This window comes from Bacillus vallismortis (assembly GCF_004116955.1).
Classification (GTDB): Bacteria; Bacillota; Bacilli; order Bacillales; family Bacillaceae; genus Bacillus; species Bacillus vallismortis.
Window position 1 is genome coordinate 2981238 of sequence record NZ_CP026362.1, and the last position, 25494, is coordinate 3006731.

Annotated in this window: 30 protein-coding genes and 7 tRNA genes; 7 read left to right on the top strand and 30 right to left on the bottom strand. The window is 37.4% G+C overall.

Features of this window, described 5'->3' with window-relative positions; genetic code table 11:
- Positions 1-153: 153 nt before the first annotated feature.
- From BV11031_RS15745 to BV11031_RS15755, 3 genes are all read right to left on the bottom strand, one after another.
- Positions 154-813, bottom strand: coding sequence for a DUF2290 domain-containing protein (locus BV11031_RS15745; RefSeq protein ID WP_010331219.1), 660 nt, complete (start codon positions 811-813; stop codon positions 154-156).
- A complete protein-coding gene (locus tag BV11031_RS15750; protein ID WP_241210335.1) occupies positions 803-2911 on the bottom strand; it encodes a DEAD/DEAH box helicase in 2109 nt (702 codons plus the stop codon). Before BV11031_RS15750 ends, BV11031_RS15745 begins: the two co-directional genes overlap by 11 nt.
- Before the next feature lie 264 nt (positions 2912-3175).
- The gene (locus tag BV11031_RS15755) at positions 3176-3559 is read right to left on the bottom strand and encodes a cystatin-like fold lipoprotein (RefSeq protein ID WP_010331221.1); all 384 of its coding nucleotides are present in this window, start codon (positions 3557-3559) and stop codon (positions 3176-3178) included.
- Positions 3560-3776: 217 nt separating this feature from the next.
- Here BV11031_RS15755 and comI point away from each other — a divergent pair, with 217 nt between their 5' ends.
- Positions 3777-3875 (top strand): competence inhibitor ComI, encoded by a 99-nt coding sequence (gene comI, locus BV11031_RS22985; RefSeq protein WP_186437250.1) that lies wholly within the window; start codon positions 3777-3779, stop codon positions 3873-3875.
- A 333-nt stretch (positions 3876-4208) separates the two neighbouring features.
- Here comI and BV11031_RS15760 read toward each other — a convergent pair whose 3' ends face one another.
- The 10 genes from BV11031_RS15760 to BV11031_RS15800 are packed head-to-tail and all read right to left on the bottom strand — an operon-like array spanning position 4209 to position 13231.
- Positions 4209-4715 carry a hypothetical protein gene (locus BV11031_RS15760; protein WP_010331222.1) on the bottom strand — a complete coding sequence of 169 codons (507 nt, stop codon included), beginning with the start codon at positions 4713-4715 and terminating at the stop codon, positions 4209-4211.
- A 14-nt stretch (positions 4716-4729) separates the two neighbouring features.
- On the bottom strand, positions 4730-5719 hold the full coding sequence (locus BV11031_RS15765) for a bifunctional lytic transglycosylase/C40 family peptidase (RefSeq protein WP_010331223.1): 990 nt from the start codon (positions 5717-5719) through the stop codon (positions 4730-4732).
- The gene (locus tag BV11031_RS15770; protein ID WP_129550789.1) at positions 5716-8166 is read right to left on the bottom strand and encodes a CD3337/EF1877 family mobilome membrane protein; all 2451 of its coding nucleotides are present in this window, start codon (positions 8164-8166) and stop codon (positions 5716-5718) included. The genes BV11031_RS15765 and BV11031_RS15770 overlap by 4 nt, the downstream gene beginning before the upstream one ends.
- Positions 8167-8169: 3 nt before the next feature.
- Positions 8170-8496, bottom strand: a complete 327-nt coding sequence (locus tag BV11031_RS15775; protein ID WP_010331224.1) for a YddF family protein — start codon at positions 8494-8496, stop codon at positions 8170-8172.
- 17 nt (positions 8497-8513) lie between these two features.
- Positions 8514-11009, bottom strand: coding sequence for a VirB4-like ATPase ConE (gene conE, locus BV11031_RS15780; RefSeq protein WP_128568268.1), 2496 nt, complete (start codon positions 11007-11009; stop codon positions 8514-8516).
- Entirely contained in the window at positions 10897-11421 is a 525-nt protein-coding gene (locus BV11031_RS15785) for a conjugal transfer protein (protein WP_010331226.1), read from the bottom strand. Before BV11031_RS15785 ends, conE begins: the two co-directional genes overlap by 113 nt.
- Before the next feature lie 12 nt (positions 11422-11433).
- A complete protein-coding gene (gene conC / locus BV11031_RS15790; protein WP_003328173.1) occupies positions 11434-11682 on the bottom strand; it encodes a transposon conjugation system subunit ConC in 249 nt (82 codons plus the stop codon).
- An 11-nt stretch (positions 11683-11693) separates the two neighbouring features.
- The gene (locus BV11031_RS15795) at positions 11694-12758 is read right to left on the bottom strand and encodes a conjugal transfer protein (protein WP_010331227.1); all 1065 of its coding nucleotides are present in this window, start codon (positions 12756-12758) and stop codon (positions 11694-11696) included.
- 27 nt (positions 12759-12785) lie between these two features.
- Positions 12786-12935 (bottom strand): hypothetical protein, encoded by a 150-nt coding sequence (locus BV11031_RS22680; RefSeq protein ID WP_010331228.1) that lies wholly within the window; start codon positions 12933-12935, stop codon positions 12786-12788.
- Between the two features lie 17 nt (positions 12936-12952).
- Positions 12953-13231 carry a hypothetical protein gene (locus tag BV11031_RS15800; RefSeq protein WP_010331229.1) on the bottom strand — a complete coding sequence of 93 codons (279 nt, stop codon included), beginning with the start codon at positions 13229-13231 and terminating at the stop codon, positions 12953-12955.
- A gap of 93 nt (positions 13232-13324) precedes the next feature.
- On the opposite strand from BV11031_RS15800, the gene BV11031_RS15805 reads away from it, so the two are divergent.
- Positions 13325-13525 carry a hypothetical protein gene (locus tag BV11031_RS15805; protein WP_010331230.1) on the top strand — a complete coding sequence of 67 codons (201 nt, stop codon included), beginning with the start codon at positions 13325-13327 and terminating at the stop codon, positions 13523-13525.
- Between the two features lie 45 nt (positions 13526-13570).
- On the opposite strand, the gene BV11031_RS15810 is transcribed toward BV11031_RS15805, so the two are convergent.
- The gene (locus BV11031_RS15810) at positions 13571-13837 is read right to left on the bottom strand and encodes a hypothetical protein (protein ID WP_010331231.1); all 267 of its coding nucleotides are present in this window, start codon (positions 13835-13837) and stop codon (positions 13571-13573) included.
- A gap of 130 nt (positions 13838-13967) precedes the next feature.
- On the opposite strand from BV11031_RS15810, the gene BV11031_RS15815 reads away from it, so the two are divergent.
- Positions 13968-14822, top strand: coding sequence for a hypothetical protein (locus BV11031_RS15815; RefSeq protein WP_010331232.1), 855 nt, complete (start codon positions 13968-13970; stop codon positions 14820-14822).
- A gap of 421 nt (positions 14823-15243) precedes the next feature.
- Here the strand turns inward: BV11031_RS15815 and nicK are convergent, their stop codons facing one another.
- The 7 genes from nicK to xis all read right to left on the bottom strand — a co-directional run bounded on the left by nicK (position 15244) and on the right by xis (position 19279).
- Positions 15244-16302: a DNA relaxase NicK gene (gene nicK, locus BV11031_RS15820; RefSeq protein ID WP_010331233.1), complete on the bottom strand. Its 1059-nt coding sequence runs from the start codon at positions 16300-16302 to the stop codon at positions 15244-15246.
- Positions 16295-17737, bottom strand: coding sequence for a coupling conjugation protein ConQ (gene conQ / locus BV11031_RS15825; RefSeq protein ID WP_010331234.1), 1443 nt, complete (start codon positions 17735-17737; stop codon positions 16295-16297). The genes nicK and conQ overlap by 8 nt, the downstream gene beginning before the upstream one ends.
- 35 nt (positions 17738-17772) lie before the next feature.
- Entirely contained in the window at positions 17773-18150 is a 378-nt protein-coding gene (locus tag BV11031_RS15830; protein ID WP_010331235.1) for a YdcP family protein, read from the bottom strand.
- 60 nt (positions 18151-18210) lie between these two features.
- Entirely contained in the window at positions 18211-18315 is a 105-nt protein-coding gene (locus BV11031_RS15835; protein WP_128568270.1) for a hypothetical protein, read from the bottom strand.
- 202 nt (positions 18316-18517) lie between these two features.
- Complete coding sequence (locus BV11031_RS15840) at positions 18518-18778, bottom strand: hypothetical protein (RefSeq protein WP_010331236.1); 261 nt, start codon at positions 18776-18778, stop codon at positions 18518-18520.
- Positions 18779-18830: 52 nt separating this feature from the next.
- Positions 18831-19091 (bottom strand): hypothetical protein, encoded by a 261-nt coding sequence (locus tag BV11031_RS15845; RefSeq protein WP_010331238.1) that lies wholly within the window; start codon positions 19089-19091, stop codon positions 18831-18833.
- A complete protein-coding gene (xis, locus tag BV11031_RS15850; protein ID WP_010331240.1) occupies positions 19088-19279 on the bottom strand; it encodes an ICEBs1 excisionase in 192 nt (63 codons plus the stop codon). Before xis ends, BV11031_RS15845 begins: the two co-directional genes overlap by 4 nt.
- Before the next feature lie 273 nt (positions 19280-19552).
- On the opposite strand from xis, the gene BV11031_RS15855 reads away from it, so the two are divergent.
- The 3 genes from BV11031_RS15855 to BV11031_RS15865 all read left to right on the top strand — a co-directional run bounded on the left by BV11031_RS15855 (position 19553) and on the right by BV11031_RS15865 (position 21564).
- Complete coding sequence (locus BV11031_RS15855) at positions 19553-19930, top strand: helix-turn-helix domain-containing protein (RefSeq protein ID WP_010331241.1); 378 nt, start codon at positions 19553-19555, stop codon at positions 19928-19930.
- A gap of 90 nt (positions 19931-20020) precedes the next feature.
- Positions 20021-20443 carry an ImmA/IrrE family metallo-endopeptidase gene (locus BV11031_RS15860; protein ID WP_326139007.1) on the top strand — a complete coding sequence of 141 codons (423 nt, stop codon included), beginning with the start codon at positions 20021-20023 and terminating at the stop codon, positions 20441-20443.
- Between the two features lie 11 nt (positions 20444-20454).
- Positions 20455-21564, top strand: a complete 1110-nt coding sequence (locus BV11031_RS15865; RefSeq protein WP_010331243.1) for a tyrosine-type recombinase/integrase — start codon at positions 20455-20457, stop codon at positions 21562-21564.
- An 84-nt stretch (positions 21565-21648) separates the two neighbouring features.
- Here BV11031_RS15865 and BV11031_RS15870 read toward each other — a convergent pair.
- The 8 genes from BV11031_RS15870 to BV11031_RS15905 form a co-directional block, all read right to left on the bottom strand.
- A tRNA-Leu gene (locus BV11031_RS15870) sits at positions 21649-21732 on the bottom strand.
- Positions 21733-21816: 84 nt separating this feature from the next.
- Positions 21817-21898 (bottom strand) — tRNA-Leu (locus BV11031_RS15875).
- 11 nt (positions 21899-21909) lie between these two features.
- Positions 21910-21985: transfer RNA gene (locus tag BV11031_RS15880), tRNA-Lys, on the bottom strand.
- Between the two features lie 27 nt (positions 21986-22012).
- Positions 22013-22087 (bottom strand) — tRNA-Gln (locus BV11031_RS15885).
- Between the two features lie 12 nt (positions 22088-22099).
- Positions 22100-22171, bottom strand: a tRNA-Glu gene (locus BV11031_RS15890).
- Between the two features lie 28 nt (positions 22172-22199).
- Positions 22200-22290, bottom strand: a tRNA-Ser gene (locus BV11031_RS15895).
- A 4-nt stretch (positions 22291-22294) separates the two neighbouring features.
- Positions 22295-22369, bottom strand: a tRNA-Asn gene (locus tag BV11031_RS15900).
- 122 nt (positions 22370-22491) lie between these two features.
- On the bottom strand, positions 22492-22944 hold the full coding sequence (locus tag BV11031_RS15905) for a SprT family protein (protein WP_129550790.1): 453 nt from the start codon (positions 22942-22944) through the stop codon (positions 22492-22494).
- A 103-nt stretch (positions 22945-23047) separates the two neighbouring features.
- On the opposite strand from BV11031_RS15905, the gene cmpA reads away from it, so the two are divergent.
- Complete coding sequence (cmpA, locus tag BV11031_RS15910; protein WP_003225207.1) at positions 23048-23161, top strand: cortex morphogenetic protein CmpA; 114 nt, start codon at positions 23048-23050, stop codon at positions 23159-23161.
- A 9-nt stretch (positions 23162-23170) separates the two neighbouring features.
- Here the strand turns inward: cmpA and BV11031_RS15915 are convergent, their stop codons facing one another.
- Positions 23171-25330, bottom strand: a complete 2160-nt coding sequence (locus BV11031_RS15915) for a Tex family protein (RefSeq protein WP_010331245.1) — start codon at positions 25328-25330, stop codon at positions 23171-23173.
- Positions 25331-25494: the final 164 nt, after the last annotated feature.

The following is a 25494-nucleotide window of genomic DNA, read 5'->3' on the forward strand; positions in this document are numbered from 1 at the left end:
CGAAAAGCCTCTCTAAATGTTTATTCCCCCCCCTCGTGGGTTAATACGTATCATTCTTTATGACATCCTATTATAATTGCATTTTTTTGAGTTATACTCATTTACTCCACTTTTTATATTTTGTAACAAGAAACTGGGTTCTAATTGATAATGTTAAATCATGTTTAAGTGTAAGAGTCTTTCCTCATCAGCTGTAATTGTTCTCTCAAATTTAACAAACTGGTCATCTTTAATTTTTAACGTTTGATGTAATGTAGAGTAAAAGTTTCTTAATATAAAATCAACGAATGATGTTGCAGAAAGAGGTCCTATTACTGGTATTCTACAGTTTTTGTACTGACCCAGGGTGAGGTGTGACTTAGCATGATGAAATTGTGGATTACCGTCTTCATCTCTATTATAGTCAAATCTAATAGGAACTGGTACTAGGTTTTTCGCTAATATATCTGCATATAAATCTTCTTTTTCATATAGCTCAGGATCATTTTGATAACTTTCCAAACTATACGATGGAAAGAAAGCTAATCTATGAGATACTAACCCTACACTATCAAATTTATACATAATTTGAATCAAAGCACCATCAATTAATTTAAAGCTATATAAACGTCGCTCATCTAATACACGATATATATGTTCATAATCCACATTTTTCATCGCAATAGATAGATGATTAGATTCGCCCCACCCAATTTCAATACATCCACTTCTTGTTTCAGTTTGACTAGGGAAATTTTGATCAATACACACACCACAAGCTATAACATCTGAAATTAAACCGTTTATTTCCTTAATCACTAATTTAGGATTCATCGGATATAATGTTCCTTAATATCTCTAAATATTCACTTGGTATATCTTCAATATATAAATCTCCGTTTTCGAGATCTCGTATTATTTCATCTAAACTCCCTAATCGTTTTTGCATACGATTTATTTCACTTTTTGTTCTATCTCTATGAATCACCTTCATTTTTTGTCTTTCCATTTCTGTTGGATACCTAAAGATTAATTGAAAATCATCTTCTTTAGTTTTTAAAAATTCTTCTTTTAACTTTTGCATAGAGTGACCGATTCCTATAACTCTTACCCATGCTTTACTTCGTGTAATTGCTGTAAATAAAATATTTCTCTTTTTTGCTAATTGATATCCGCTATAACAGTTTTGACCATTTATCACATATACCATACCAGCTTCATTTCCCTTGGCTCTATATATGCCTGTAAATGTAATGGAATCACTCTCCACAAAAATATCCGGATTCGCAGCTCCTGCTACATGTGAGTTTATTCCCTTCGCAAAAAGTTTCTGTCTGATACTCGCTACTGCAGAATTTGTTGTTAACGGATCAGTATGAATTACCATAATGTCCTTATATCGTAATTCATCCTCAAATATATTCTTATAGATTTGGTCTACAAGCCAATCAGCTTGCTCGTTCTCATCTTGAAAAGCTTCAAAACTTATTAAATCATCAATGTCCGAATGATCTTCTAGAAAGAAAGGACTTGCTTGACTTGTTCTTTTTAAGGTTACCTGTTCTCCCTCGCGTAGTTCTCCTTCGACAACTTCATAACCAACATCTTTCCAAAGAGTTTCATTACCAAACATTTGTACCATACCATTTTCATGATGTATTCCAAAACCTAAAGCATGGGCTGTTGCAAGAATAGGTCTTGGATTTCTGTAACAAACATCTAAAATAATATCCTGCCTTGGTCGATCATCCTCATTATTCAATACTACTAATGGTTTACCATTCTCTTTCTCACCGAAAATTTCTTCAGGGGTAGCCATTGAGGAATCACCTAAAGTTTGTAATTCATCGTAGGCAAATATCAGCCTTTTTGATTCTCCTAAGATTCCATAACAAATCTTTAAGAATTCTTTCGAAAAATCTTGAGCCTCATCAACTAATATTAGATCATACAAATGTCTAAATTCGTTGATTTCTTCTAAAGCTTTTTGACAGACAAATTGAAATTTATCTTGTTTATAAGTTCTTTGTTTAGCCATGTTTAAATCTAAATACTCAACATTATGAGCTAAACAAGTGTTATAATAAATCCCTTCAGATTTGGGGCTTCCCCAAGCTTGAATTATTTTGATTTTGTCCCAGTTTGGCTCATCCCTAGTGTGTTCATACACAAATCTAGTAATTAAATCTTCAAATTGCTTTTTCAATGCTCTCGTATTGAAAGTAACTGCTATTTTCCAATCCGGATTTTTGCTATGAAGATAAGCAACTTTTAAGGCCAATACAATAGTTTTTCCTGATCCAGCTAATCCCCTTATACGCTGAGGTCCCTCCACTGTTTCAATTACAGCAGCGCTTTGTTTGTGATCTAAATTAGCAATTGATGCTTCAAGTTTATTTAATTTATCTCCTTTAGAATTTATCTTCTTAACATACTCTCTTTTTGGAGTATTTCTTATTTTAGTTATGGCTTGAATTGCCTGTAATAAATGTTCATAGTATTGAGAATTTCCCCAAGTAATTCCTTCTAGGAATTTGTCTAACTCACTATGATTAGTAATCACATCTTCCTCTTTTTCCTCTGCAGTTAACCCCTTCCATCCAGAGGCGTAAGTCACAACTTCAATATTAACCATAAAAGTCCTTTTTTTGTGTAGACTTTTATATTCACTAAGGTTTGCCCTTAGTTTATTATATAATTCGTCTCTTATTTCTTCTCTATCTTCTACTTTTACTTCTTCGCAAAGATCAAAAACAAGTACTCCATGCTCTTTTGAAATCAACATTGCATCAATATCAAGAGCACCATCAACATTACCTATAATAGGATATCCAACATATAGTAAACCATGAATATCCGTCCTTTTTTCGAAATATTCAGTCAGACTTTGTAATGAAGCATATTTATCTGAGGCTCCTCTTATTACTTGCACCAAAACTTTATCACCTTTTCTTATATGAGTAATTCAATTATACTTGGTATGAAAATTTATGAGAACAACTTTTTTTTAAAATGATTCACTTAAATAATGATTATTATTCATTAAATTAAGAAAGAAGTTTTTAAAATAAAAAGAGAAAAAGGAATATTATATCTAACCCTTGTTGTTTTTTTGCGTTTACCAATACTTTTGCGACTTGACACCAACATCACGGCAATCCTTTTATAAACAGAAAAAGAGGAGCAAACCCATAGTTTACTCCTCTAACTTAGTTTCTTTACCTCTTGCTTCTTCATAGTCTGGTGTTTTCCTTGATAAGCCAAGACGATCATTTTCGCCAGTTCTTGACATGTCTTCTAGCCTTGTATATTCATCACCTTGCTTTTCGTAGTATGAAAACGAAGATAATTCATCATTATAATCTTTAGACGTATAGAAAGCGACTTGGATATATTTTCCACCATCAAAAACTTTAACCAAGGCATTATCTCTTGTTATTTCGTAATTTGGATTATTTACTTCTCTTTCTTTTTTATATTGGCTAATTACATCATCAATCGCATCATCATACTTGTTGCCACCACATGCAGTTAAAACAAACATCATCATCAAACTAAGAAAAATAAAAAGGTTTTTCAAAACTAACAATCCCCTCCTTTTTCAATATTTAGTATAAATAAACAATTCACCATTTTCCATATTTTTATCCAAAATGATACATAATAAGTTAATTTATAAAACAAATCTACTCTTGTTTTCTCCATTAAGTTCCTATAAAGTAAAACTTAGCGATAGATCGGCTTTTTGTAGGGGCGTTCGGCTCACCTCCACGTTTGGAAAGAAGGGAGGTGAGAATATGGCAGTAGAAAGTGCAATTCAATTGATGCTTTCCTTCGGAATTCTAATTGTAGCAATTCTGACGTTAGCCTATAATTTCACAAATAAAAAAAAGTAAGAACGCCCCAGACTCCTACATCTTGGCGTTCCTACTCATAAATTAGACTTTTGGAAAAAAGCCGACTCCCTTGCAGGAGCTATTCTATTGCAGATCGGAGATGTTACCAGCATCTTCGATCTTTTTGTATTCACAGTATACTCTTCAAAACAAATTATATTCCCACACGCTTAATTATTGTACTAAGGTGTACTGACTCCGTATATACATTGTATATACACTATACCTTCATTGTATCTATATTGAATATACATTGCAACAATTAGTTTCCTAAGAGAGAACAAAGAGCCATTTAGGAAATTTCAGACTTTACCGGACCAGAGAAAGTAAACTTTATCCATTTCCCTTAACCTGCACATTATCGACTAACCAACCATCTTTTTCTTTCTTCATAGTAGTTTGAACAATCAACACTTGATTCGTAGTTACTGAATTCGCGGTTGTGGCAACTTCAACAATGTTTAAGAACAATTCATGAGATGGATCTAACGGTTTTGAATAACTCTCCAATGAGAGTAATTCACTTTGCACGCTGACTGTGTGCTTTTGATCTGAGCGAGAAGGAAATGCATAGTCAAACCCTTTTCCGGTTGTATACTTCTTAACTGTTTCATATCGCTTATCTATATCAGAGTAATTAAAGAACGCTTCAAAAAATGCTTTATTTTCCGAAGCGCTGCTTGTTGATTCTATATGGTTCAATTCCTTGTTTTTTTCTGTCAGAACCTCATTTTTATCCTTTAACTTTTCAATTTTATACGTTTGCTGTCCATTCGTAAAAAATCCGGTCAGCAATATCAATAATAAACAAGCTGCAGCCCATGCAATATGTGTTTTCATATTTCCACTCCTAGTTAATTAATTCGTCCAAAAGATACAAGGTGATCTCTCCAATAACCTGATTTCAGATCAGAATATTCGATTCCACTGTCATTTGAATTAAACATTCTGCCATTCCCTACATAGATGCCGACGTGAGTAATGGCTTTTCCTTCATATGTGCCACCAAAGAACACCAAGTCACCCGCAGTCGCTTCTTTTTCACTTATTTTCTTTGTTGCCCCATGTTGTTCTTGTGCTGTTCTAGGAAGAGTGATTCCAGCTTTCGCAAAAGACCACTGCACAAGGCCCGAACAATCAAATCCAGTTTTCGGGTTTGATCCACCCCAGGCATATGGTTGCCCTTCATACTTCAAAGCTTCTTTCATGACCGTTTCATAGAAATCCATAGAGCCATTCACAGGCTTTACATTTTTATCAGAGCCTTTCACATACCTCATGACATGGTCAACATAACTTGGGTCACCATAGCTTTTCCAGCCCATTTTAAATGCTTGCAGTCGGCTGAAATCGAGTGCCAATTTCTTCGTGTATTTCCCGCCATTCTTTTTCACATAGTCTATAAATCCAGAACCGAAGTTGTATGCCTGTAAGGTTAAACGAACATCACCGCCAGCCTGTTTAAAAACCTTCTTAAAATGTTTAATGCCAACTTCAATCGAATATTCTGGATCAGTTATGGAGTTTGGAGGTAAACCAATACTCTCGGAACTTTGCATAATATCTAAAGAACGCCCACCACTTTCTTGCATGGTGAGCGCCATAATAATATTCACTTGGTCAAAAACACCTTCCTGTCGGGCATACTTTTCAAATACAGCCCTAAATCGTTCGACTTCCGGTGCAATGCCAACCGTTTCATATTCGCCATCCCCGCCGCCTATAAAATCGTCTCCGACTTGATTTTCTCTTGAAATCGTCATAACCACTACTATAGATAAAACAAAAAAGAAGATAAAAGGAGCCGAGAACACCACAGGAAGAACTACCTTTTTACTTATCATCTTGTTTTTTCATCCCTTCTCAGTCGATCTTCTAATTTTGACGAGGTACGCCTTCCAATATCATTTAAAGACACTTGCTCAAATGTATTTATGCTTTGTTCAGTCCGTTTAATGGTTTGTGATGAAGGTTGTTTTTCTCTTGATAGAGCCTTACTTTCAGCAGGAGCAATAACCTGTTTTTCCTCAACACGAATACCATCTGAATGAACTTTTGCGGGTTCAGATGGTCTGATTTTACGTTCGTTATTGACAATAGGCTGATTCTCTACTTTTGCAGGTTGAGGGCTTTCAAATCCATACTGTGGTTCAGATTGATTTATCATAACTTTTTGGTCTGAACGTTTAATGTCTGCTGTTTTCTCTTGTGCTACAGGCTCACTCTTTGAAACAGAATCATCTTTCTGGACTTCAAAATCTTGTTGCTGATCTGTTTCAGGATTCTGATTGTGTTCTTCATAAACATATGCTTTCTGATCAGTGCGCTCTGTATCTTTTTCATTCTCTTGTAAGACAGGCGCACGATTAAAAGTAATTTCTTCTTCATGTTGTAATGATGCATCATCAGTTTGTTGCTGGTTATCAGGCTGTTTAAGAAGCTGATTAACATATTCTTTTTGATCTGTTCGTGCTGATTCATCCTTTTTATCCAGCAAGATAGGTGCTCGTTTGGATAAATCCTCATTTCCTTCATTCAAAGCGTCTTTCAACATAGGAGAATTTATTCCGTCTTTTCTCAATCTGTCTAAATGAGATTGGTGTTTATTTTCTTTTGCATTCGCAAAGGCGTTTTTTTGTTTTTGCTTTTCTTGTTCTTTCGATAGAGTTTGAGGATTTCGTTTTAAGTTTCGGCTGTTATGACTAGCAATTCCATTAGCCGTCTCTTTTTGCGGAGTTCTTGAAGTGGCATAAGTATTATCATATCCCATAGCAGCCCCACTCAGCGAATCGCCGCCACTTCCACTTGAAGTACCAGTTACGCCATCAGCATTCGAACCATCTTTTCTTCCCCTGAAATTCTTTGCAAAGTCAGTAAATACGCCGCCTCCGTTACCCAATGTACTTCCTATTATCTTCGCATTTTCCCAAGCAGGCTGAACAACGTTTTGTCTCATGTTTTCCATCATATTATTATCAACTGAAACAACTTTTCCAGCAGTCACAAACTTGATAATGGCATCCCTTTTGTGAAAACCAATCCACAAGATTGAGGCAAGGACAGCAACATTTAAGAGGTACATTCCGAAACCGTTTGGAGGAATTAACTTGTCAACGATAAAGCAAGTTACGTACACAAACAGAACGATAACTCCTAACATTGCTTTTAGTAGATAAACACTCCCCAAGCGTCCAAGCGTAACAAATCCCGAATAAGCTAATTGAGGAACATACGCTAAGATGAAAGCAAATGGCACAAAGAAGACAATGACTAAAGCGATAATTTGAAGTAAAAAGTTAAAGAACGCTAATGATAAAAATGGTATCCCAATGACAATAGAAGCGACCACAGCAATAAAAGATTCTCCTAGTTGATTAAACACATTTCCAGAGGTCATGGACTCATTTTGGTATTTTTTAATTTCATCATCATCTATATAATCCTTTTTCGCTTCTTCTCCGTCCTTAGACAGTTTGTAAGAAAGCAATTTATCAACCCTCGATAACTTATCTTTCGAATTACCTTTCTGATTAATTTTTGCTTCACTTGTTTCTCCAAAGTTCACGATTAGAAATGGCTTCATCAAAGCAATGTCAAAGTAAAGATTACGCATAACCGCAACTGTGCCTTCCATTTCCTTTCCTTTTTCAATCGCAGAACTGTCCGCAAAATTGCCTTCATCTTGAACAATGCCAACCAATCCATTTCCCGCAGTTAAAAGCTTTCCTTGCGCTTCTACAGACAAGGCATTCAACGCTTTCATGTAATAACTGGCGTTTGACATCCAAAGCCCGCCGATCACCATGACACAAATAAATAGAATACTCCGCCGCATTGCTTCTTTTATGCTACCTCTCACACAGAACAGGTAGACAACATAGGCGCACGTGAATATAAATAAAGCTTCACCGAAATTCTTTTTCAGTGTTTTATAAACTGTTTTAGAGACGTTTGTAATAGAATTGGCAAACTCGTCAATTGGTTGCAAGTTATACAAAATATCCATTCCAGCATCAACCACACGGACAATGTTTCCCGCAAAAGAAAAAGTGACGTTTGTCAGTCCAACAAACGCCCCCTTAATTAAATCGTCAGATGCTTCATTATTCGCTTGATAGCGTGAGATAGGAAACCTTTTCACCTTCAATTCCACGCCGCCAGCTTTTTCGACTTTTGGCTGCGTCGTTGTATCTCCGTCAGCCGAAAATACTGTTATAGCTGATGCGACAGTTAAAAACAGCAACACAATAGCCGACACAATCAAAATTCTTTTCTTTTTCATTACAACCACCTCCTAATCTAACCGAGTTAATAAATAAAATTGGTATCTGGCTTTCTCTAAGTCTCTCTGCGTTAGCAGTACGTTTTCGGGATATCGCTCATACAAAGAGAAACAGATGGCTTTTTGGTATTTCATATGTCTGAAAGTTTTTCGGTTTTGTTCAATTTTGATACCTAATAATTTTTGCAGAAACTGAGCCGTCGATTTATGTCCGATAAAACTTTTGTATCGACCGTCATAATGATTCAGCCATTGTTTAACTTCGTCCAATGAGATTTTTTCAGCTTTATAAAAGCCTGGACTGGTGACTACAAGAGAGTTTAAGAAAGCTATTTCCATGTACGATTCAACCCCTTTTACAAATATTTTTCTTCCGCATATGCGACAGCTTTTTTCTCAACCGTTTTCAGAGCACCTTGCCATTCTTCGAATAGACATTCAATCGAAATTTTGGAGGTACGGCCATAGTAATCTTTAAATAAGCACTGACCTTGGAACATGGATTCCATCATTTTTTTGTTTTCTCTTGTGACCTCCATGTTCATCCATTTCAACACTTCTTCACGTTCGTTTGGTTCGTCAAAGGCGAAGGCAACGCCAAAGTTTCCGGAATCTTCTTCTTTCAAAGCGTCTTTTGTGGATTGGGAAATGAAATATTCCGCATTGTTGTATGAACGACCAATCCGACGCATTTGTCTTTCTACTTTTTTTCCTTGTTGGGAAGTGGTGAATATCCATGCTTCATCTATAAATTCAACAGTTTGTTCATCTTGATTCATACCGAATAGTTCGCAGAACTTACCAAGCGCAAACATGACGGCACTAGACTTTAATTGTGATATGGTGTAGTTTTCAAGTCGCTCAGCATGATCCGGCAAATCCATATTTTCAACTTCTAAAATGGTGATTCGCTTTTCTAGTGACAATGCAGGATTTGAACCATCATGAATACAAAGTTTCAAAATGGAATCTGACACGACTTCATTTAAATAGTCACCAGCTTTTTGTACAGCTTCTTCGGGATGGCTCTGCATCTTCCGAATAATATCAAGTGAGCCGACCTGTTCACCGTTTTGTTTCGCATCAATCACTTCTGACGTAGCACGGAGGAAAGCCGTGTTTATGTCGTCCTTCCCTTTAAAGTCATATACTTGTTCAAAAATGACTTGAACTAGCTCTTTTGCTTTCATAGGAGGGAGGAAGGAGATAGGGTCAAGCGCTCCCCAGTTGTGCGTGTTTTCATGATCTAGCGTGATATAGTTGTATTTCTCTAAATGTGCAATATATAAGGGAAAGTTCTCTCTAATGTACTCATCATTCAAGACTCTTTGAATCCACTTTCTCATTTCCTTTTTAGGGTCTATATACAGAGATTTGATATTTAACATGCTGATATAGTTAAAGATCAATTTCGCTAGATATGACTTGCCATTTCCTGTGTCTCCTGTGATTAGGCAGTGAGGAGAACGTGTCTTTGAACCTTTTAACTGCTGGTTCGCTAAGAAAGGGTGGAATAAGACAAAATCACGGCTGGACATAATGGCACTTTCTAAGTCGGTGTGCTCTTGGAAACGATCAACCCAGCCGAGAAAGAACCCGATCTTCGAACCAATATCAGAGTTAACAGCAAACAGACTTTCAGCCACACCGTCTTGCGTTGTTTTTTGAATCCAGTTCTTATCGGTTATGTCTAACTTTTCACCAGGAAGCATTTTATAAAAAAGGTTCAATTGATCAGCCACCGGAAGCCGACAAGTAATGCCAGCGCCTTTTAAATGCCTTTTGACAATCGTTGCTTTTCCCACACATTCTTTTTTTGTCTTTCCATGAACGACTATCACCGACAGCCAGTTCATCACATGCACATCTTCTTTCTTTATTTCATCTTGTAAATGCCTTATCATTGTGGCACTTGTGACAGTGGAAACATCACTTCGATCGCCTGTGCTTTGTTGTTCTTTTTGTTCTTCTTTCAATTGCTGTCTTTTGAGGTTGAGGGCAGGCTTGGTGATGGACTTTGATTCCGTTTGAATTTTCATCTGAACTTCAACAGGGAAGGGAAGAGACTGTGCTTCATAAAACAAATCACTTTCCGACATATTGTGAAGAAATTCGTCAATCACGACAAAAGCTGAATAGCCTTCATCTTGATCACTATGCAAATGCAATACTGATGGGTCAGTGGGGTCTATGATCGTGTTTGTAATAGAGCGAACATCCTTTATCTCACTTTCTTCATTCGTTTGGTGCTTTAACCCACGTACAAAGTGATAACGGTTAATGTATGTCATATCTGTTTCTGAAAGCCGTTCTCCGCGAACAGAAGCCATGATATTCGCTAGTGTTTCTTCGACTTCCTCATATTTTTCAAAAAAAGAGGTGGAAACATTTTGTTCCCACCCGAGCATTTTCACGACTGTATCAGTCGCTGTATTGAAAAAAGATAATATATTGTCTTTAAGTTCGACACTAATATTTACAAGACTGCTTTTCAGTTTTACACCTAAAATGAAGTCATACTTTGTCAGCCTTCCTAATCGCTGTTCTAACAGCCTTACCGTTTCTTCATTGTAGTAACGTGCCACATCCATTGCATCTGCCGCAATATCTGTTTCTAAATCCTTAAATCGTTTTTCTAATTCATACTCACTTGGATACATCATCAAGTGAAAATCCTCATAAGATGTAATTTCTTCAAAAAGATGCTGCCACTTCTTTTTATACGATTCAACTTTTTCTTTATTTTGCATAGGAATCGAATTGCTTTTTATTCGGTAGTACGCCCACACGTCGCCCGTTCTTGTTAACAGCAAATTCTTGTGTATTGCCTTCATAGGCGTTTTTAGTCTCATTCGAATAATCCACCACCTTCACAAGTTTTCGAAACTCAATTTGTTTTTCATTACTTAAATCAACCTTTCGGTCATTGCAAAACTTCTTTTGTGGAAGCTTAATGAGGAAGTAATACTTTGCAAAATCAATGAAGTATAAATAAATGTTTTTGCCTTCCGGCTTTATTTTCGTAACAAGCATTGTTAAAAAAATCGGTATTCCAAAAATCACGATGACGAAACTGTTATCAAAAGCGTGAGGAAAAATCATCCTCACGCCGTACCAGAACCCAAAGCATAGGCCAACAAAAATGAAATAGTTAATAGCCGGTATTAACTCAACTGCAAAGGGTAACGAATAATTTTCGGTTAATTGCTGAATTTTTTTCGGCTCTCTCATTGCCTTTCGGTAGTTGAACACCAGACGCCCCATTCAGATGCCCCCTTACAATTTTTCCATTAGCGCATTGATCCAGCCGGAGAATTCTGACCAGTGTTTAATAACCCATGTTACCGCACTGCCAATACAGCAAACAAAGATAATGCCGCCCATTTTTAATTTCATCAGATTCTTTGCGGCTATGAACATGACCACGATCGTAATGAATTGGATAACAACATCTGATGCCCAACCTTTTACCCCTCCAAGTGTTGGAAGGTCTGCGCCAAGAATAAAGAAATTCATGAAATCCATATTTAAACCTCCTATTGATGATTAAGTTTTTTCACGTAATATTGACCGCTGTTTTCAGTAATCTCTAAACTGAATTTTTCATTTATCGGAATATCATTTTCTTTTTCCTTAAATCGAACAGCACAAAAAACCTCGAAACCTTTTTTCGTCTCGAAGATTTTCATTGACTGAACTTCCCCAAATAACAAGTTTCCTTCCAATGCTTCCGGCTTTTTCATCATATAAACCATTTCTTCTTTCTTTTCAGAAGCGTATTTCTCAAAGAAAGTATGAAGGAAAGATTCGATAGATTCTTTTTTCCCGCCTGCATATTCGTCTCTAGTCTCTTCTTTACTCTCAGAAGCAATATTGCCTTTCAGATCATAAATTTGTGTAAAGTAAGGGACAGCAGACACCGCAAAGGAATCACCTTTATTTGTGACTGGAATATTCAGCAAAATTTGTTTTTCAGATTTCTCGTTTGTTTTAACCTTTTCTTTCACCTTCTTTTTCTTCTTTCCGTCTTTAACTTCTTTTTCAACTTCCTTTTCTACAGGGTATAGATTTTCATATGTGACCTTATATTGAAAAAGGCTGTTTTTATCACCTTCTTTCACGTTATATAAGCTGTAACCCTTTAACTCTCGATCACCTTTTAAACCATCCACATTGAAGCGTTCTTCATCTTCAAAATGGTTATCTTCCTGTTTCACCATGTAGCTTTCAAGGCTCTGCATACGTTTTTCAATAGACTCTTGATCGTTTTTCACATTCACATATTCATTGATGAACCCTGACAGAAAGTTTTCAGCAGCAGTCACCGAAATTTTTTGTTTATCGTCATTTGTTGGCTTATTCGCTTCGTCTTTCATGTCATTAAGTTGGGATCTTGTGTTAATTGATAGAAGCACAGCAAGCAAGCAGATAAACAGTAACCCCCCAACACAAGACCACAATGTAACTGCGATCAGCTTCGACCTGTCACGAGGTACTTTTTGTTTGTCTTTTTCCGGTCGTTCAATTCGTTTCAGTTTTTGAAAGGCAGACCGAAAAAATGAATCTTCTTTTTTATCTGAGCCAATTTCTTTATGGAGCAATTCGATTCACTCTCCTTTCATAGATTTCTAAGCACTTTCCTCCTGGTTAACTTTCATGTTTCTTATCATTTTCAAAATGGCTCTTGCCATTTTTTCATAGTTTGGTTCGTTTAACTCCGTCACGATCACTTCCACTGGCTTACCTTTAATCTCAACGACCTCAACACTCTGTTTCATGAAAGACCTCGCTTTCTTCAAACCTGTTTTGTTTTTTCAAGGAATAATAAAAAGGATGCTACACGATGTAACACCCTTTTTATGCTTTGATTCTCCATATAAACTTTTAAGCTAGTCATACGACCGTCCGGCAAGTATCTTGTCTTATAGAATGTGTAACGATATTCAGCAAACCCTTTTATTCTTTCACCCTCGACAACCAGCATACAATCTCTGCTTAAACTTCTCACAAAAACTAAAGAGGGGATACCCACATTAAAACCCAAGCTTTTGAAACGTTTGTCTACAGCAGACATTACACTTTCTCACCCCGATTCCCTCTATAAATAATGGATAACAAGGAAAAAAGTATGGTATATTAAATTTGACAATGTTTGGAGAGTGATAACTTGATTAAAAATCAACCTATCTTATTAGCATTATTATCAGTTGGAAGCATTCTAAATTTTATTGCAAATACTATTGAATTACCAGTTACTTTGAATTGGATAGTGTTATTACTAGGTGTTGCTATGACATTTTATAGTGCAGTGTGTCTTGTGGCAAACACAATGCAATTAAAAAAGAAAAAATTAAGTAGTGACTCATGATGTCTCAAATAAAAACAAGCATATGACAGTATGCTTGTTTTTCATCTACATATAGTAGCTAATTCCTTCAAACTCTACAATTCTTTCATCTGTCTCGGTATCTTCATCCTCCAGTATGTTGAATGTGGCTTGAAGTTTGGCATTCACATTATCTATAACCGCAAGAGTTTGAACTATGACTCTTTGAGCAACATCACTGTAAAAGACATCTTCCATCATTCTTTCGATCAATTCCTCAGCAATTTCTAAACAGCCAAGAGACTCCAAATCACTCTCTAGTCGGGCCTGATTCAACAGATTAATGTTAAACATCTTATCCCTCCAAGTTAGTACTTTATGTTTACCGAACTTCACGCCAAATTTCGACAAAAGTTGCAAAAGGGAAATTGACCAGTTTTAGGTATTGGTGTAGTATATACCAAAAAAGAAAGGGATTTTATGGATGTTATTTGTTAATCAATTGCAAAACTGGGCAACTTTTTTTGTCGAAATGATTATTCCTGTTGTGTCCTTCGTTATTACCTATAGGCAATACGTGTTGCAAAAAAATGAAATGAGCACCCAAAACGAATACAGTAAAGTCACAAATTACACTCAACATGGCTTGTATAATGAGATGAATATTAATGTAGTTCATAATAAAGAAACCGAAGAATACTTCTCTTTGCAAAACCAACTGGAAAAAGCTAGACAAAAAAAGTTAAAGTTTGAGCGTTTTTCTAGTATCATTGATAAAGTTTTTATATCCATCATTTACATAACGGGCGCTATCATTATGATTACTAACATTTCTTCAGCTTGGGATTCAAATAAGGGTATTATGAGCAATATACAAACATTTGAATCCTCCGTCATGAATGCATTTCAAAGTATTGGGCAATTAACTCTACATCTAATTTTCGGATTAAGTATTGCTTTGTTTTTAAACTTGCTGTTACTTTCTACGAAGAAAGTATCTATTCAAAACATCTTTACTTGGATATATCTTTTATTTTTAAATATAGGAGCTTTCCTTACTCTCACAGTTTTTAAAACTAAGAATTTAGGTGACGAGTTCCTTAAAATTGTTAATGAAGCTCCTGAACCAGAAGAAAACGTCACAATTCATTCTTTACTAGAGATAACCCCTCCCTTCTTAATGGGTTTACTTATAGTCGCTTCTTTAATAGTTGCAACTTATTTATTAAAGATGTTACTCATAAAAGATCGGTTTTTTTCCACGAAAGCAAAATACAATTTTGGGATTGCTATATTACTGTTGTTTGCTATTCCTTTGTTGTTTCAGTTTTTAATTTAAGTTTTTTATAAACTTTTAATACATGGTAGCTTGAAAGCACAGCAAATAAAATTAAACTACCGAATGCATAAACAAAATTACGTGAATACACGGATTGATACAAAATTAAAAAAGTGACAAATGACCATAGTAAATAATTTATAATCCAAAGGAAAACATAAGCTCTCTCTGCTATCACTATTAATTTATTCAGTCTTAATCACCCCATATATTTTTAAAAATAATTATCTAGCCCCCTATTCCCCCGAATCATCGGGGGACTCCCTCGCCGGTAGGCAGGAACAAACGGTTGTTTGTTCAATGCCAAGAGGGTTTGGGTGGCGCTGAATATGTCAACTCCTTATCCTCACTTCGTTCCGGTACCGTTGACACATACGTTTAATCGCATCACCTGTTTTTATAAAGGTTTATCAACTTGTTTTTAAACCACCATGTCAGCGACATCAGCTATAAACACATTCAACATTTTTTGATGTTTTTCTGCCAGTTCAGCTTCTACGATCATATCTGACAGATCAGTTTTCCCTAAGTGCTGATCAGCTTCCAGTACCATTTTCATAGTGGGGGCGCAAGAGTTACGAAGCCAGTTTCTTGATTTTTGATAGAAGTCTTTTTGTGGTTTTACGTACAAATGAAGCCTTCCAACATCCCCTATAAATTCAGACCAAAAAAGGCTCGTTTTCCAATGCTCTCTAGTGATGTTTTCATCAGCATCAACGAACCTTACATAGTTATTAATGATCTGCATAGCGATTAAAGTTAAATCCTTTGTTTTCAATAAAGCATCTATAGCTACTTGTGCGCGTTCATTTTTAAGCCGCAGTTCATAACGATTCCAATCGCCTAGTTCTTCTAACGGAATGTTATACTTTTCTGCTTGTTCATAGTTTTTTTCGTAAAAGCAAAGATACGCTTCTGACTTTTTAGAACCGAAATATATTGTCGTTCCGCCTGTAACACCATCAGATAGATCAAAGGAGCCATTGAAATCGGATTTTCTAAAGCGTGAAATACATTCGCCCTTTTGGGCTTTTTTCAACAATTCCGGTATAGAAAAGTATGTCTTTTTGTCATCAATCGCCAAATCAAAGCGAGTAAATGAACCGCCTTGTGCCATGCAGTCTTGAAAGAAGTCGTACCATGTTTTCTTCCGGCACTCCAAGAAGGATTCAAATTGACGGCAACCTTGACCGGACATTTCTATCAAAACACCTCTGTTATCGTCTGGTGCAGAATAAAAGACTTTGATATAGTCCAGTTCGTACGTGCCAACGTAGCCATAAAAGCCAGATGTTTTTTCCGTCATAAAGTCTTTGCTAAGGTGAAGAACTCCTTCGATAATTCGGTCAACATCATGAGTTTTAAAAGAGACTCGAATGTAGTCAACCATTGATACTAAAGGACTTTCAACGGTTTCATTTTCTTCTTTTACGATTACTACCCCCCTGTTAGCGTGGGGGGGTTGTTTTAGCTCATCCATTCGCTTCGCTCACTCCTTCGCCGCTGGCCGTCTGGTCGCTTACGCTGCCGCTGGCGACTGCCGTCGCCTGCGCTCCCTCGACTCCAACCAGCGCATTTTTAATAGATGACATAAAATCATATCCTTTGGGCACGATAGGGCTGTAAAATTCCAACACTGAACCTGTGCCAACATTGGCATAGCCTCGTCCAGTTTCTTTTTTATTAACAAATGCCTTATCAACATCGCCAAACATCATTCCGTATCCAGTCTCGGACATTAAACCTAATGACACACGGAAGCTAAACTGATCACGAATACCATCAGCCAAATATTTTGCATCTGGACGTTGTGCCCCCAAAACAAGAAAATATCCCGCCTGTCTTCCCAACATGACCAACTGTTTCATGTAAGAAAGGGTTTCATTTCTTTCTTTCATATCTAAAAAATCCATAAACGCCACATATTCATCAAAGAAGATAAACACAGGCTTTAAGCCTAAATAGGCATAGTTTTCACCTGTCTTATAGTTGGGCATCTGTTTCATTTCATCCATTCGTTCCATCATGCCATCTACAGACTTTCTTAGGCACATGAGAATGCCGTTCTTTTGGGAATATACCTTTTTCGGAAGCACTTCTTCCAAGTCTGCTAAATCTGCATTCTTAGGGTCCAATATTCTTACATCTGCCCCAAGTCCAACACACGCCTTGATAATCGTTAGCATGAAATATGTTTTTCCTCCACCTGTACCGCCAGAAATTAACATGTGCGGCAACTTATCAAATTGCCATGAAATATGCTTCATTAACGGAAGGACTCCATTCTCAGCTACTGCATCATCAATGGAAATACGATTCTTTTTCACATCATAAAGAAGCTTAAAGCAAACAAAACCTTCTTCCATTTGCTTATCAACCAAGTCACAAAATAAGCCGTTTTCCAAATCCTTTCCTAAGTCTAGGAAGCGATTCTGAAAACGGCTCATGTCCATAGCAATACGAATATAAATGTGATTGTTTTTAACCTGGTAATACATTCTAGGAAAGTATGTGATCTTTTCTCTTGTGTCAGTTTCATTCGAAAAGAGTTTTCTTACTTTCACATTATCTCTTTCGTAAAACTTATTCGAGAAAATCATTTTTGCAAGCTTTTGCCTGTGAAGGATTTTCTTATAGCTGTCAAAGAAAAGAAAGTAAGATGCAACTATACTTCCAACAGCAATTAACAGAGAGCCTAAAACACTTTTAATGATTAAAGGTACATTCCACTCAAAATGTTTTATAACACGGTTAAGATCAAAATGAACCAGTTGTTCTCTCCAAAAGATCAACATAGACAATAAAAAAACAGGCACAAAGATAATTGCGCCTGCTAATTTTACGTTATTTCTCATGTACGGGCGGATTCGTTTGCCCCTGTATTTCCAAAATCTTTTGTTTAAGAAATCACTCATATATATCACCCGCCTGCCGATATGAGAGCATCACGTTATTTCTTTTCATTTCCACTAGTTAACGCGGCTGGTTTTGAGGATACAGCAGACCCTGCGCCTTTTAATACCAGATCTTCTGCTTCAACAGTCCAGTTAACATTAGCAAAATTCCCATTTGCTCTAGCAGAAGCCATGATTTTCGGATTTTTCAATTCAACATCCTTAAAGAAATCAAATTCCTTTAAATCAACATAAGCAGGAATTGTCACTTCAATCTGCCCGCCTTGTACACTAGATCCTAAATTATATATCCTTGATTCCAATGTATCTGTTCTTTTACCATCTACATAGGCATAGCGCTCACGGTTTAAACCTAAAAATTTCAGTTCACCAAAAGTCATATTGATATCCGGTACAATAAAGTTTAAGTTCATATTTCATATCCCCATTTCATTTTTTATTATTTATTTTCAAAAGATCATTAAATTTCTAGTTTATTTTTTTGGATTCGCTCCGGTTCTGTATCCATCTTGGCGCTTATCAGTTGCTAACGGCGTTATGCCCTCATGGCAACCTAGTAGGCTAATTATAGCCATCAAGCTGACTACAGCTATTCCGCACGCTTATTCTAGCCTGCTACAGCATTTAAAGTGATTGCTGTTCATCACTCAAATACTCACGCATGACATTTTTATAAAAGTGCCGTATAATAAAGGTGTCTAATCTTTACACGGCGTTCTTGATGATCATTCGTCAAGGCGCTTTTTTTGTCTATATGTAGTTTTCAAGGAACAAACACTCCTAGCGACATAAGTTATACAGATCATCGTTATACAAAGTAAACACTTGGTTATCCTTCTTACTCAATGGACGAGTAGACCAGATACACCACCAATTCCAGCCTTTTAACAGCTCAGATACTTCCTCATTAGCCTTCAAATAATTATCAGCATCAACAATGAATGTTTCACAAGTGGCATAATCTTTAAAATGGTTTAAATCCTTATCAGCCTTTAAAGCTTCAACATCAGTGATGATTGTTGCATTCACCCTTATTTTCATCGCATCCCTCCTTTCAAAGATTCTTAACGGCTCCCTATAGTGGTATATAACGTCACACTATGGATGATTGCCGCAGCTTTTCAATGTCTTTTCTTCCGATTCCGTAATGTTTACATATCCTTCGATACGAAACGCCTTTTCGCAGTAATTCATTAACATTTTCAATTGTTAAGGGAAGGTTTAAATAATGATTGATGATGACTGAATTCAGAGCAATTTTCATTCGTGCTATCCAATCCCCTTCCATTTGTCTGGCCAACGGAACAGCTTCTTTCATAAACGAGTTTGTTATTTCAGTGTTTATATAAATCACCCCGTTTTGCTCTCCTGCTTTTTATAACAATAGCGCTCTTCAAATTTAGCCCTATTCACTTTGCCCTGAATAACCATGTAACCATCATTCTTCATTTCAGCGTTTAAAACTCTAATGATCTCGTATGACTTTGCTTGTTTAACTCCTAGAATATTTTGAATATCCTTAGCAGTTAAAAATTCTTTCAAGAAATCACCTCCCTATAAGATAATCAACTTTTCGTGGCTACAATTACATTATATGATCACGATACGTGAACGTCAAGACTAAAAATAACATTTCGTGATCAAATTTATCAAAACACATAACATAAGTAAACACAACGTGAACAAGGTCTTTTATGAACTTTTTCTTTTTTTACTGATTAATCGGGGTAAACATTTCGTGACCTGTAATGAATTAGTAAACAAATGGTGATAATATTATTTCATAATCAACTTTTCGTGGAATGGATGAGAAAAATGACTTTAGGCAAACGTTTAAGAGAAGCAAGAATTAAAACTGGATTATCTCAGAAAGAAGCAGCTGAAAAATTAGGAGTAACAAAATCAGTATTATCAAATTATGAGCGAGATTATAGAGACCCCGATACAAAAATGCTAAAACAATTAAGTGATATTTATAATGTCTCCATTGACTATTTATTGGACAAAAATCTTTCGAAAGACAGTGATTCTAAATTGGATCAGGCATTCAATGAGGTGTTGCAAGATCTCAAAAATGAAAATACCCTCCATTTCATGAATGATGGAGAAATCGATGAGGAAACAGCAGAACTAATAAAAAAGGCATTAAAGAATGGGATAAAATTTGTTGATGAACTTAAAAAGAAAGAGTGATGAAAAATTTACACTAATAAATTCATAAAACATAAGGTACAAAAAATCATTAAAAGTCATAAAACAAATGATCCTTTTAAAATTTGTAACATATTTAATATCTCAGTGCTTTATAGTCATTTAGGTAAAGTAAATGGTTTTCTTCAGTATTACGAAGAAGAAGACCATTACCTCATTCATGTTAATAATTCTCATAAAAATAAGTCCTATATTATTGCACACGAAATTGGACATTACTTTTTGCATAAAAACCTAAACACCTTTAAATTGTCAAACTGTTCCGTCATATTGAAAGATAAATTGGAACAACAGGCAAACATATTTGCAACCGAGTTAATTCTAACAGATAAAATGCTGTTAGATGCCCTCCCCATCATAAGAGATCTCACCAAAGAAAATGTGGCATCTTATTTTAAGGTGCCTTTATTTGTTGCGGAACAAAAAATTTCTCAATTTAAAAATACAACGGATTACATATTAAATTTGAACAGCAAAGTCGGGGCATTTGGATAGGAGTTGACATCATGCCAATCAAAAAGCTGAAGAATGGATCATACAAAGTAGATATAAGCGTCGGTGTAGATCCAGTTACAGGAAGGCGCAGAAGAAAAACAAGAATGGCAAAAACAAAAAAAGAGGCAGAAGAATTGTATATTGCGCTCAAGCATAAATACAATTCTGGCTTACAACCAAGTCAAAGAAACTTAAGTTTTAACGAAGTGAAAGATATATACTTGGAAAATTGTAAACTTCACAACAAACCTAACTATTATCAGATTCAGTTATACACAATTGATAAACATATTACTCCTCACTTTATAAATAGTAATATCAAGAAGCTTACCCATACAGAAATAAGACTTTTCCAGAAACAATTGATTGATACAGGCTTATCTAACAAAACTGTTAACAACATAATGATCATATTAAAAAAGTTATTTGATACCGCAATTAATGAAAAAATTATTGATGTAAATCCATGCGCTGGAGTACCTAATCTTTCAATACCTAAAAAACAAATGAAATTTTGGACACCTGAGCAATTTAAAGCATTTGTAAAATTAATAGATGAAAATGAAGAGCAGCTTTTTAAAGTATTCTACACTGTTGCTTATTTCACGGGAATGAGATGTGGAGAACTACTCGCTTTGACTTGGAATGATATTGATAACGTAAGAAAAGAAATAAATGTGTATAAGTCACTATCATTTATTAAAGGTGAATATAAAATCACTCCACCAAAGACCAAAAACTCTAATAGACGGATCAGTATTAATACAAAATTATTTGAAATGTTACTGGCCTGGAAAGAAAAACAACAAGACATATTAGAAAAACTTCAAGTATCATCATCAGACAACACTTTTATTTTCCAGTACAAAGAGAGGCCAGCCAATAAAGACATCTTTAGCCGAAAAATCAAAACAATTTGTAATCGAGGAGAAGTAGAACCGATCCGCCTTCATGATCTGAGACATTCACATGTCGCATTGTTAATTCATCAAAGAGAAGATTACATCACAATAAAGGAACGACTAGGACATGCTTCAATCAAAACAACAATCGATGTTTATGGTCATCTCTTTCCTAATAAACAAAAAGAAACTGCTGATAAGCTGGATGAATTATTCTAACAAGTGGAGTAAAAAGGAGTAAACCTTAAAAATAAAAGAGAGCATAAAAAAATACCAGGGGTCTACAACCCTTGGTATCATTGATGCGGCCGAGAGGACTTGAACCTCCACGGGTTATTCACCCACTAGGCCCTCAACCTAGCGCGTCTGCCATTCCGCCACGACCGCGTGATCATAAAATTGTGTTTTTGTGCTGGTTTAGTAGGGCTCTTAACCTAGTAAAACCGATTTGCGTGCACCTTGTAAATAAAGTGCGGGTGAAGGGACTCGAACCCCCACGTCGTAAGACACTAGATCCTAAGTCTAGCGCGTCTGCCAATTCCGCCACACCCGCAAAAAGACAAATGGTGAGCCATGAAGGACTCGAACCTTCGACCCTCTGATTAAAAGTCAGATGCTCTACCAACTGAGCTAATGGCTCTTGCTATTCGATTTCAAAAAATAAAAATGGCTGGGCTAGCTGGATTCGAACCAACGCATGACGGAGTCAAAGTCCGTTGCCTTACCGCTTGGCTATAGCCCAACGAAAATGGAATGACCCGTACGGGATTCGAACCCGTGTTACCGCCGTGAAAGGGCGGTGTCTTAACCGCTTGACCAACGGGCCGATGGTCGAGACTTATATCGAAATCTGATGGCGGAGAAGGAGGGATTTGAACCCTCGCGCCGCTTACGCGACCTACACCCTTAGCAGGGGCGCCTCTTCAGCCACTTGAGTACTTCTCCAATATGGCTCCACAGGCAGGATTCGAACCTGCGACCGATCGGTTAACAGCCGATAGCTCTACCACTGAGCTACTGTGGAATAATGAGACAAGACTTATTCTATCATCCTTGATATGCAATGTCAAGAGGTAAATGTTTTTGTTCATCTCTCGTGACGACTTTTATAATGTACCATAGGCTTGCCATATCCGTCAACCTTTTTCATGAAAAAATTCTTTTTATTTTTCCGCGGCATTTTCCGCACCGGTATCTGTCAGGATTCATGGCACGCTTCTTTATATACTGTTGGCCGCACGCCGTACAGATATACCTGTAAGTTTTTTTGTTTTCTGGTTTTTTCTTTAAAGGCGTACAGAACCTAGGCGCGTTGACCTGCTGCAGCAGCGCTCGAAAATCTCTGTCTCTGTGCTTGTACCCTTTTCCTTCAAGGTGAAGATGATAATGGCAGAGCTCGTGCTTGATGATGCCGATCAGTTCCTCCCTGCCGTGTTCAATTAAATATTTCCTGTTTAATTCAATGTTATGGGAGGTTAACAGGTACCTTCCGCCCGTCGTTTTCAGCCTGTCATTAAAAAGTGCCTGATGGCGGAACGGCTTGTTAAAATATGTATCAGAAATATCCTCTGTCAGCTTTTGAAGCTCTTTGTTATCCATGGTGCACCTCACTTAAAAAACATTGAACGGGACAATTCACCGTTCGCATACAATATGGTAATCACCGTCCCTCTTATGATAAAAGCTGAGGAGGAATGAGCCTATGCCAAATTGGCTTAAAAAACAGATGCAAAAAGCGTTCCTTGAAAAAGATAATTACCAAATTAAACTGCTGAATCAATGCTGGTATTTCTATAGGAAAAAACACTGCTCGTAAGCAGTGCTTTTATTTTACCATAGACAGCGATACTCTGCCTTTTTGTACATCTACGCCGTCAACCCAAACCGTCACAATATCGCCGACGGATACGACATCAAGAGGATGCTTGACGAATTGATTGCTGAGTTTTGAGATATGAACAAGCCCGTCTTGTTTGACTCCGATATCAACAAACGCTCCGAAGTCCACTACATTGCGCACGGTGCCCTGCAGCTCCATACCCTCTTTCAAATCTTCCAGCTGAAGGACATCTGTTTTCAGCAGAGGCTTAGGCACCTCATCTCGCGGATCGCGTTCCGGCCTTGTCAGCTGTTCACAAATATCTTTCAGGGTGATTTCTCCGATTCCCAGCTCTTGTGCCGTTTCAGAAAGCGCCAGCTGATTGATTTTATCCTTCAATTCCGCCGTGCCGATTTGCTCTGTTGAAAGGCCGAGCTTTTTCAATAGCGCTTTTGTTTCTTTATAGCTTTCCGGGTGGATGCCTGTTCTGTCTAAAGGTTCTGTCCCTTCCTGCACTCTTAAGAAACCGATGCATTGTTCATAGGTTTTCGCACCGAGTCGCGGGATGTCCTTCAATTCTTTTCGGTTCGAAAACTTGCCGATTTCCTCACGTTTTTTGACAACGTTGCCTGCGACAGATTTTGACAATCCGGCTACATATTGAAGCAGCGCGGCGGACGCTGTGTTGACGTTTACTCCCACTTGGTTTACGACGGTTTCCACAACGAACCGCAGAGATTCATTTAAGCGTTTTTGGCTGACATCATGCTGATACTGTCCGACACCGACAGACTTGGGATCGATCTTGACGAGTTCTGCGAGCGGGTCTTGCAGTCTTCGCGCAATAGATACGGCACTGCGCTCTTCAACCTGAAGCTCAGGGAATTCTTCTCTTGCAAGCTCAGAAGCCGAATATACGCTTGCTCCCGCTTCATTGACGATCACGTAATAAATGTTCCGCGGCATGTCCTTCAGTACATTGACGATGAATTGCTCAGTTTCTCTCGATGCCGTGCCGTTTCCGATCGCCACCATCTCGACTTGATGCTGCTCGAGAATCGCTTTCACTTTCTCATGGGCTTCTTTTGTTTTGTTGACTGGCGCGTGCGGATAGATGACATCAATTTTCATGACTTTTCCGGTCTCATCTGAGACAGCGAGCTTACAGCCGGTTCGGAAGGCTGGATCAACACCGAGAACGGTTTTGCCTTTCATCGGCGGCTGAAGCAGAAGCTTTCTCAAGTTTTCAGAGAAAATATGAATCGCCTGTTCATCCGCTTTTTCTGACAGCTCTTTCCTGATTTCACGTTCGATTGCCGGCTGGATCAGCCTTTTATAGCTGTCTTCAATCGCCGCCTGCAAAATCTCTTTTACGGACGTTGAGCGGTTTTTGATGATCTCTTTTTCTAAGTAAGCCTTAATATGATCCGCCGGCGGTTCGATTGACACTTTTAAAATGTCTTCTTTTTCGCCGCGGTTCATCGCCAGCACCCTGTGCGGAACGACTTTTGCGATTGGCTCTTCATACTCGTAATACATTTCATACACATTTTTCTCGTCAGTGTCTGCCGACTTTCCTGCTGCAGACTTAATGGTTCCTTTTTTAAAGGTTTCCTGGCGAATCCACTTTCTGAAACTCGGCTCGTCTGAGATTTGTTCGGCAATAATGTGCTTGGCGCCTTCTATCGCTTCTTCCCGTGTAAACACTTCTTTTTCTTCGCTGATGTATTGGTCTGCGGTTTCTGCCAGACGGTCATCCTGCGGAAGTGTCAGGATATAGTCGGCAAGCGGCTCGAGGCCTTTGCTTTTTGCGACTGTCGCTTTTGTTTTGCGTTTTTGTTTATACGGGCGGTACAGGTCTTCCACTTCCTGAAGCTTCACCGATTGCTCAATTTTTCGCTTGACGTCATCTGTCAGTTTATCCTGCTCTGCAATGAGCCTGATGACTTCTTCTTTTCGCTGATTCAAATGTTGTATGTATTGCCAGCGTTCAGAAATCGTCTGAATCTGAACCTCATCCATTGAACCCGTCTGCTCTTTTCGGTACCGAGCGATAAACGGGACTGTGTTGCCGTCCTCAAGCAGGTGGATGACACTCTCAACATGTTTTTGTGGTAAACCGATTTCTTTCGCAATTTGCTGTTTTAAAAGGGCTGACGTTTCCATGTAACCAAAGCCTCCAATTTTGTCGTTCTTTCTCTAGTGTATCAAAAACCGAAAAAAACACATAAAAAAAACAGCCCGCTGGCCGATATCTTTCCCCCTATTTCAAACTATCCGTTTGATTGCCCGCTCACAAAAAAAGAAGCCGGATGCCCAGCTTCTTTTTT